Below are 247 nucleotides of genomic sequence, written 5' to 3' on the forward strand. Positions count from 1 at the left end.
CGCAGGGCTGCTCGGCGTCGACGAGGTCTACGCCATGGGCGGGGCGGGGTCGCTCGGCGCGTTGGCCTACGGCGTTCCCGAGATCGGCCTCGAGCCGGTCCAGGTCATCACCGGGCCGGGCAACAACTACGTCGCGGCGGCCAAGCAGATCGTCCGCGGCCACGTCGGGATCGACGCCGTCGCCGGCGCCGTCTTCGTCGGGAGCAGCACGCCGGTCAGCCTGGGCGACTACCTGGCGGGCTCGAAC

Annotated in this window: 1 protein-coding gene; it reads left to right on the forward strand. The window is 73.3% G+C overall.

What is annotated here, in order from left to right:
- Nucleotides 1–247: histidinol dehydrogenase (locus ACZ6JE_RS15435; protein ID WP_464319516.1), on the forward strand; the 247-nt coding region annotated here is incomplete at both ends.

The organism is Frigoribacterium sp. AC759, assembly GCF_979256015.1.